The following is an 8,579-nucleotide window of genomic DNA, read 5'->3' on the forward strand; positions in this document are numbered from 1 at the left end:
TCGGGGCACAGGATGACGTCGTCAGGAGCTGCGGCACGGATGCGTGCCATGTCGTTCTCGTTGAGCTTCACGCCACTGGCAGAGGAGACTCCTCCGCGCAGCAGCGACGCACCGAGACCCTAACGCGAACGCTGGCGCTCATACAGCCCGAGAAGATCCTCCGGAATCTTCGATGCGATTGTCTGTCGGTTTGCAGCAGCGTGAACCCGCTCGCTTGCCAGTGTCTTGGGTGACGCATCGCGCTCGGCCTCAACCTGACTCGCCGTTGCCTTCAACTCGTCGAACTCTGCCTTGGTAGCTCGCGCCGTCGCTTCGACTTCTTCGAGTCGCGTCATGACAACGAGCTGGATGTCTTCGAGATCGTCACGGCGTCGGCGAAGGGAGGTGAGTTCATGCTCCAGGCCTGCGACGTCTTTGACCGAGGCGGAGGTCTCGAGCCGTGCCGTGTCGCGCGCGATACGCGCCTCGACCACGGCAACATCGGCCTCAATGCGTCCCAGCTCCAGGCGCGCATCTTCAACGGCTCCCGTGTCGGTCAGGAGTCGCTGGCGGAGCGTCTCTAGGGACGACGCGAGTTCGGCGAGCCTGGCGTTTTCGGGCAGCGCCTTGGCTTGGTGATCCAACTGGGCGAGACGCGTGTCGCTAGCCTGCAGGGCAAGAAGTTGGGCTTGGGAATCGGGACTGGCTTTCAATGCCATCGCGGTTCTCGCTTTCTCGGTAATTGAGTTGAATGGGCTAGTGAGCAGTTAGGGCGATCGAAATACTGTGTCGCGCTAGTGAACAATGACGAAGTCCCACGGGTCGGTGCGTGCATCGCTCACCGTGACCGTGACGCCGGGAAGCATGGTGCGAAGCTGCTCGGCTGCGGTTTCGAGCCAGAGCCATTCACTCGCCCAATGAGAGATGTCGATCAGTGCCGGAGCCCCGCCGAGACGTGCTGCTTCGCGAGCCTCGGATGCGGGATGATGGCGAAGGTCGGACGTGATGTACACGTCCGCTGCCCTCACAGCTGGGTCGTTGAGAAGCGAATCCCCCGCACCCGCGCACAGGGCAACCGTGGAGATCTCTCGCTCGTAGTCGCCGGCGACTCGCACACCACTTGCCGTCGGCGGCAGGATCTCGGCAAGGATCCGGGCTAGCCTGCCCAGGGTAACCGGCGAGCCAAGGGTGCCGACACGGCCGAGCCCTCTCGACTCGGGGGCGCCTACGACGATGGGCCGCATCGCCTGGAGGCCCAGCCGATCCGCGAGCACAGCGGAGGTTCCCGTCTCGACGACATCGGCGTTGGTATGGGCGGCGAGCAGCGCGCAGTTGCCGCGGATCAAGCGGGCGATCAATGCGCCCTTGTAACGGTCTTCGGCGACGCTGGTGACTCCGCGGAGAAGGAGCGGATGGTGCACGACGAGCAAGTCTGCACCGGATGCGACCGCCTCTTCGACCGTGTCGGCGACGGCGTCTACCGCAAGCAGAATTGACTCGACAGGTGCCGACGGGTCCCCCACGGCAAGCCCCGGCGCGTCCCAGTCCTCGGCACCGCGCGCTGGCCAGAGTTGCTCGATGACGGCGGAGACCTCGGCAACAGTTACAGACACCTCCACAGTCTACCGACGGCAGGGCATTCGAGCGGAGCGGTTCAGCGCCGCAGCGACTCAGCGCCGCAGCGACTCCTGGCGCCGAATAGCGGGGATCCCTGTTGCGAGAGCAACAAGAAGCCCGAGGACCAACGCCACGAGTACGCCTACATCGGTGGACGCCGCGGGCGAGGCGGCGGAAACCCCCGCCACCTGCCAGAGGTACCCCTGCCAGGCAAGCCCGGAAAGCTCGGCCGTAGTAAAGCCCCACCCGAGAGCCGTCACGCCGATGAACGTCACCAGATTGAGCGGAACAACGTGCGGATATGCGCCGCCCCTCCGCATGAGGGAGAGGCCGTCGAGCGGCCTGCGGCGCAGAAGGAAGTCGGCCCCGACGATGCCGACCCACGCGGCCATAGGAACCGCGAACGTCGTGACTCCGTCGCGGAACCAGACGCCGAATCCTTCGGAACCCAAGCTCAGCGCGAGAGAAGCCGCGAGGGCGAGCACCGAGGCCACGACCACGGCGATCGGTCGCGCAACCGTCAGACCTGCGGCGGTTAACCCGAACCCGGCCGAATACAGCGCGATCGTAACGCCACACACCAGGCCCCCGACGAGCAGTACCAGCAGTGGTACGAGGAACATTGCGGGCACAACCGCGGCTAGACCCGCAGCAGGATTCGCGGCTAAGGCAGCCGAGGCATCCGGCACGGAGAAAGCAAGAATCGCGCCATAGCCGATCACGATAACTGCGGGAATCACACAGCCCGCCATCGCCCACGCCAACGCTGGCGCACCCGAACCGCCAGCCCGTTGGTACCGGGCAACGTCTGCGCCGCTCGTGGCCCATGCCAGCCCGACGACACTGAAGACCACGACAGCGGCCGACAGGGTCACAAGCCATGAACCGTCTGGCACCAGAAGAGCCCGACTCACGTCGAGCGACGGCAGAGTGACGACAACAAGCACCCCAACGAGCACTGCCGAAAGCACTCCGACAGCGACCGAGACTCGCACAATGACGGTGTAGCCAACCGCGGCTACAAGACCGCCGACCGCCAGGATTGCCGCAGCAGCGACGATGCCAACCCAGGCGGCGTCGAACCCTGCGACCTGCTCGATGATCGCAGCAACTCCTCCGCCAGCAACCACAGCAAGTGCGCAAGCCCACAAGACGCGCGTAGCCACAGAAATCACGGCGGGAAGAATGTTGCCCACCACCCCAAAGACAGCACGAGAGGCGACCATCGCTGGCTGACCCGTTGAACGGCCAGCGAGCGTCCCCAGCCCCAGAGGAATCATCGAGAGCGCGACCCCCACGAGCACGGCGACGAGCGCCTGACGCAGGCTGAGCCCCAGCGCGAGCATCGATGCGCCCACGCCGACCCCGACGACTGAAGAATGAGGCGCAAACCAGAGCCAGAACATGGTTATGGCGCGGCTTGTTCGCAACTCCTGGGGCGTCGGTTCGCCGTCATTGCGCTCGACGATCGGCGGGCGCTGCGACTCCGGCCTGGCGGCTGCGGCATCTGCGGCGGCTGCGGCATCTGCGGCGGTCGCAGCGGCGGCACCAGAGGCGGTCGCGGCGGACGGAGCCGGTTGTGCAGCCTGCGGGAAAGGAGGATTGAGGGACGAGTCACTAGCGAAGCCTCGTGACGCTGCGCTGACCGGAAGCCATTCAGGAGCCAGATTGAGCTCGCCGGATGGCTCATCGTCCAGGTCGGACTCGTCCACAGCTGACGAAAACTGGGGAGGTTCCACCAGCGGGTGCGGGGCCGCAACCGGAGCTTGCGGAGGCATCAGGCGCGCTGCCCGCACTCGTCGCGCCTGTTGAATAGCCTCGTAAGCGCCAGGGGAACCGATTGCGAGCATTGCACGCTCCCACTCCTCGAAATCTCGCGCCTCTTCGATGCGCAGTTGAAGCTGCATCTCGAGCTCAGCCAGAGCGCCGCTTGTTCCCTGCGAACTCTGCACGACAGAGACGAGCTCATGGTCGGCGAGAGAGCGGTGGTGAGGCGGGTCTGGCAGTGCGAAATCGCCAGCAGGAATGACATTGGACCCCGGCATGGGCGGTGGAGCGCCGGTGAGGAAGAAGCCCGGATGTGGCGGCCCAGAAGGTTGCGCAGGAGTTGCTGGCGGCTCGACGAGTTCGGGGATCGCTGGCGCTTCCGGTTCCGGCTCCTGCGCGGGCGCGGGCGCGGGCTCCGGCTCAGGCGCGCGCTCAGGGGCGGGCGCGAACCGCGACGCGACTGGCATGGCGAAAATGTGGCTGGGCACAGGTTCCGACGGGGCAAAAGTCGGCGGCTCAATGAGTGCGGCCGGCTCGCCGTAAGGCGCAGGTTCGCGCGTGGATTCTATGCCGCCAGAGACCGACTCGTCGTAGAACGCTGGCTCAATCCAGACCGGCTCGAAATCCGTCGTCGGGTCGTCGTCAACAGCCACCTCGTCGAGAGGCATGTCGAAGGCTTCCGCTTCTTCGTGATGTGCAGTTGGGGCGAACGAAACCGACTCGGTAGCCGGTGATTCCGCGGCCGCAGCACGGGCATCCGCTGCCCCAGCTTCTCCGTCGATGTCGCCCATCAAAGCGGCAAAGAGATCGTCGCTGGTCGGCGACACAGGGCGGAGCATCGCCGACGTGATGATGGGAATAGATGAGGTGGCCTGGGCGAGTTGCCCTTCAAGCACGTCGGCGAGCTCATCGTCTTCTAGCCCAGCCGAACCCTGTACTTCGCTGCGCCCGTTCGCCTGATTGTGGGAGGAATCGGGGGAACTCATGGATGCGTGAGGCACCGGCTCGTCGCCGAGTGTGCCGCTCTGATCGGCGGCGTGAAGGTCATCCATGGCCAAATACTAGCGACACGCTCGGACCCAGCGAAGGAAACTTCAGATGTGCCGAATATACTGGTTCGTCCGGGGGGAACTGCTCGACGACCATAGCGTCCATCGCGCGCGAAACTCTGCCTGATTCCGCAGCATTGTCAGAAAGAGTGCCCCTATTGACTACGTTCTCTGGCCGCGCCCGGTCAACGATTATCGCCTCGGCGCTTGCCCTGAGCCTCTTCGCCACTCTGGCCGGATGCGCCGAGGGTGAATCGGCCACAGAGGGATCCTGGACTGTGCTGTCGTATTCCATCGCCGACACCGATCTTGAGCCCTATCTCCTTGATGACCTCACCGAGCTGGGGGAGGTCGGCTCAAGCGACTTGCTGAATATCGTGGCCCTCGTCGATCGCGCCGAGGACTACGGCGACGATCCTGTGCTCGGTCTTGACGGCTGGACCGGCGCCAGGATGCTCGAGGTCGGGTATCAGAGCGCTGAGATTGTCGACGAACTCGGCGATATCAACACGGGTGATCCCGCGGTGCTTGCCGCCTTTATAGAACGCGGCATCGCCGACTACCCTGCCGACAACTACGCACTCATCATCTCGGACCATGGAGCGTCGTGGCCGGGGGTGGGGGGCGACGAATCATCGGATCACGACACTCTGACGCTGGCCGAACTGGACGACGCGATCGGAGAAGGAATTGGCGCCAGTGGCATCGATAAACTCGATCTCCTAGGCTTCGACGCCTGCCTCATGGCGACCTACGAAGTCGCGAGCATCCTGTCCCCTCACGCCGAGCGGTTGCTGGCGTCTCAGGAACTTGAGCCGGGCCACGGTTGGGATTACACGGCGCTTGAAGCCGCCGCCGACGGCCGAGGCGTTGACGAGGTGGGAATCGCCCTCGTCGACGGCTTTGAGGCTCAGGCCAGAGCCTGGCAAACCGAGGCAGAGATCACGCTGTCCCTTATAGATCTCACGGCCATGCCTGCGGTCGATGGCGCCCTCGCCGAATTCACCTCTGTGCTTACCGAAGCGGGCGCCGCGGCCTCCCCCGTTGTAGGACGCACGCTGGCACAGACTCTCGGCTTCGGGCGAAGCCCAGACCCCACAGAAGACAGCCACATGACGGATCTGGGAATCCTCGCCAGCGACATAGGGGTCGACGCGCTCTATGCCTCCGATGCTGCCGACGATCTTGTACGAGCGATCAACGACGCCGTCGTGCACAAAGTTGAAGGCCAGGCGATGGAGGGTGCGACCGGGCTCTCGATCTACTTCCCTCCGACTCCCGAATATTTCTCTGACGACTACCGCGCGATTTCGACCGGCGGAGGCTGGGTCGACTTTCTCATGGCCTACTACGGCACGGGAGCCGACCTCGATACCGAGCTGCACGCCAAGTTCATGAGCGAGGCGGAAGTGTTCTTCGACGCTGACGGACTCAACATCACTGCTTTTCTCAACCCCGACTCAGAAGAATCGATCGCCGACACCTACATTCGCTATGGCGTTGTCGAGGAGGACGACTCGATCACCTTTCTCGGCAAGGAGCCCGCTGCGCTCTCTGACGATGGCAGCGGAACGGTGTTTGGCCTGTACGACCTGACTACCCTCACCATCACCGACGGTGTCGACACGGCCGCCGCGTTCCTCGATCTCACGCTGGGCACCGACGGCGTCATGAGCATCTCGGTGCCGATGGCCTACTACTCCCCCGAGGATGCGGAGGGCAAGACCTACCAGGACGCGCTGCTCTCGCTCACCCTCGACTCGGAGAGCGGCGACATCCTCAACGAGATCTACTACTCCTACAACCCCGATCTCGGCACGTATGGGCAGCTGACGACAGAGCCCGACGGGATCATCGTGCCAGAGATGCTCAACGTGCTCGACGACGGTTCGGAAGAGTGGATATCAACGAGCGATGTCGGCCTTTATGCGGACCTGCCCAACCTGCTCTATGACTTGGCGGATCTTGAGCCGGGCACCGTTATCTACATTGAGCTGTGGGTCGTGGACTTTGCCGGCAACAGCGACATGGTCCGCGCCTATGCGGAGATCGAGTAGGTCACGCGTGCGCGACGACGGCCGGAGCTGCGGCCCGTGAGCGAGGCAGCACGACGGGCGCGCCATTGTCTGGGTCGGCAATGACCCTGCATGGCATGCCGAAAACCTCTTCGACGAGTTCGGCGGTCACTACGTCGCGAGGGTGGCCCTCCTTGACGATGCGCCCCTCCTTCATCGCAATCAGATGCGAGGCATAGCGTGCGGCGAGATTGATCTCATGCAGCACGGCAACCACCGTTCGACCCTCTCCGCGAAGTCGCTCAATCAGGTCGAGCAGCTCCACCTGATGCGCGATATCCAAAAAGGTCGTCGGCTCATCGAGCAGAATCAGCGGCGTCTGTTGCGCGAGCACCATCGCCACCCAGACTCGCTGACGCTGACCGCCGGACAGCTCATCGAGAAGCCGCCCTCGTAGATCAGACACGCCCGTGGCTGCCATAGCCTGCTCGACAACCTCTTCGTCTTCTCGCGACCATCGCGACAGCAGCGATTGGTGGGGAAAGCGGCCCCGTGCGACGAGGTCTTCGACCGCTATGCCGTCGGGGGCGATCGATGATTGCGGCAGGAGCCCGAGGCGACGAGCCACCTCGCGAGACGGCAGTTCGTGAATGGCACGACCGTCGAGGGTTACCGTGCCCGACTGGGGTGCGAGCAGCCGGCCCATTGCTTTGAGAAGCGTCGACTTGCCGCAGGCGTTCGGCCCCACGATCACCGTGAAGGAACCATCGGGAATGGAGATGTCGACGTCCTGCACCACTCGACGATCGCCGTAGCCGATGTCGAGGTGCTCGCCGTGCAGTCTGTTCATGCGATCTCCTGGCGGGTCGTTCGGGTCTAACCGACGGATGCCCCGGTCGGGTGACCGGGGCATCCGCATGATTGGTGGTGCTGAGGCGAGGGTTACGCCTCGCTCATAGCGGTCTTCTCGGCCTGACCCTTTGCTGCGTAGTACGCGGCGCGGGCGGCAATGCGGCGAGCCTGCTCGGCCTGACCTGCATCGAGAACCTCCTGAGGTACCTCGACGTTGGGAACTCGGCTCACGCCGTTGTACTTCTCGATGTAGGCGTCAAGCTCGGGGCCGGACTCCCACGACGTGATGAGGCAGTAGCGCGGCTCGGTGCCGTTGTGGGTGACGGCGTGCCACAGGCGCTGCGTGTCGACAATTACCTGCGCGCCGGCGGGCAGCGCAATGCGGTACTCAACGCTCGGGTCAGTGCGGTTCTCGCGCAGAACGAAGTAGCTGTCCTTGTCGTCTGACAGGTTGAAGAAGCCGCGAACCACCCAGCCAGTGCCGTCGGGGTTCAGACGGTTGTTGTCGTCCTGGTGAAGGTTGTAGAGGGTGTCGGCGTAGGTGTTCGGCATGAGCTCGATCACGCGGCAACGGCCGACGTTCGCACCGGGCTCCAGAGCGCGCTCTACGAGCGTGGGAGCCTTCTCGACCTGCGACGGAATCCAGACGCCATCCTTGTCGGTGCGCGGCGGCTTGTGGTTCCAGAAGCCGTTGACCTCGATCTCGCCCTTGGCGCTCGCGAGGGGCGCAAAGCGAGTCTCTCCCGATGACTTCCAGTCGACATATTCGATGTCGTGCCATTCCTTGGGATCGATTGGCTTGTTGTAGCGGTCGAGTACGACATAGCCGGTCTCTTCGAGAGCGGCGGACTTGATGTAACCCATGAGGCGGATCATTCCCTTTCGTATGGGGCCAGCACGTTTTAACAGGCCCAACTTAGGTAAGCCTAACAGCCGACATCCACTTACACTGGGAAGGCCAGCACCTGAGGAGCTAAACATTCAGATGGATACCGCCACGAACGTCGACGCCACCGCTGTCAACACAATTCGATGGCTTTCAGCCCCCGCCACCACGATCATCGTTCCCGTCTACCAGCGGCAATACCGCTGGGATATTGGCGGATGCGAGCAACTGCTCGCCGATATCCGCGCGGTTGCCGATTCCGAGGACCAGCAGACCCACTTCTTGGGTTCAATCCTCTCGACCTCGAGCAACGACGGCTCCGCTGGCGACCTTGTGCTTATCGACGGCCAACAGCGCATCACGACGATCATGTTGCTCATCGCGGCGCTCCACCACACGGTCAAGAACGTCGAC

At 63.7% G+C, this 8,579-nt stretch carries 7 protein-coding genes; 2 read left to right on the forward strand and 5 right to left on the reverse strand.

Translation table 11 applies throughout. The features are described from left to right. Nucleotides 1-119: 119 nt before the first annotated feature. From AC062T_RS02300 to AC062T_RS02310, 3 genes are all read right to left on the reverse strand, one after another. The gene (locus tag AC062T_RS02300) at nt 120-698 is read right to left on the reverse strand and encodes a zinc ribbon domain-containing protein (RefSeq protein ID WP_476027015.1); all 579 of its coding nucleotides are present in this window, start codon (nt 696-698) and stop codon (nt 120-122) included. 75 nt (nt 699-773) lie between these two features. Next, the gene (locus AC062T_RS02305; RefSeq protein WP_476027017.1) at nt 774-1,592 is read right to left on the reverse strand and encodes a Nif3-like dinuclear metal center hexameric protein; all 819 of its coding nucleotides are present in this window, start codon (nt 1,590-1,592) and stop codon (nt 774-776) included. Between the two features lie 57 nt (nt 1,593-1,649). Further along, complete coding sequence (locus tag AC062T_RS02310; protein WP_476027019.1) at nt 1,650-4,415, reverse strand: purine-cytosine permease family protein; 2,766 nt, start codon at nt 4,413-4,415, stop codon at nt 1,650-1,652. 155 nt (nt 4,416-4,570) lie between these two features. Here AC062T_RS02310 and AC062T_RS02315 point away from each other — a divergent pair, with 155 nt between their 5' ends. Beyond that, nucleotides 4,571-6,469: a clostripain-related cysteine peptidase gene (locus AC062T_RS02315; RefSeq protein ID WP_476027021.1), complete on the forward strand. Its 1,899-nt coding sequence runs from the start codon at nt 4,571-4,573 to the stop codon at nt 6,467-6,469. A gap of 1 nt (nt 6,470) precedes the next feature. On the opposite strand, the gene AC062T_RS02320 is transcribed toward AC062T_RS02315, so the two are convergent. Continuing rightward, nucleotides 6,471-7,277, reverse strand: a complete 807-nt coding sequence (locus AC062T_RS02320) for an ABC transporter ATP-binding protein (protein WP_476027023.1) — start codon at nt 7,275-7,277, stop codon at nt 6,471-6,473. A 92-nt stretch (nt 7,278-7,369) separates the two neighbouring features. After that, nucleotides 7,370-8,143, reverse strand: a complete 774-nt coding sequence (locus AC062T_RS02325; RefSeq protein ID WP_108518923.1) for a hypothetical protein — start codon at nt 8,141-8,143, stop codon at nt 7,370-7,372. A gap of 121 nt (nt 8,144-8,264) precedes the next feature. Here AC062T_RS02325 and AC062T_RS02330 point away from each other — a divergent pair. Beyond that, on the forward strand, nt 8,265-8,579 hold a 315-nt coding region (locus AC062T_RS02330; RefSeq protein ID WP_476027025.1), incomplete at its 3' end, for a DUF262 domain-containing protein.

Source organism: Homoserinimonas sp., assembly GCF_056262345.1.

What these genes read in the sequence shown, in the direction of transcription:
- AC062T_RS02310 (WP_476027019.1), bottom strand. Translation starts at nt 4,415, where the DNA reads ATGGATGACCTTCACGCCGCCGATCAGAGCGGCACACTCGGCGACGAG.
- AC062T_RS02320 (WP_476027023.1), bottom strand. Translation starts at nt 7,277, where the DNA reads ATGAACAGACTGCACGGCGAGCACCTCGACATCGGCTACGGCGATCGT.
- AC062T_RS02325 (WP_108518923.1), bottom strand. Translation starts at nt 8,143, where the DNA reads ATGGGTTACATCAAGTCCGCCGCTCTCGAAGAGACCGGCTATGTCGTA.
- AC062T_RS02300 (WP_476027015.1), bottom strand. Translation starts at nt 698, where the DNA reads ATGGCATTGAAAGCCAGTCCCGATTCCCAAGCCCAACTTCTTGCCCTG.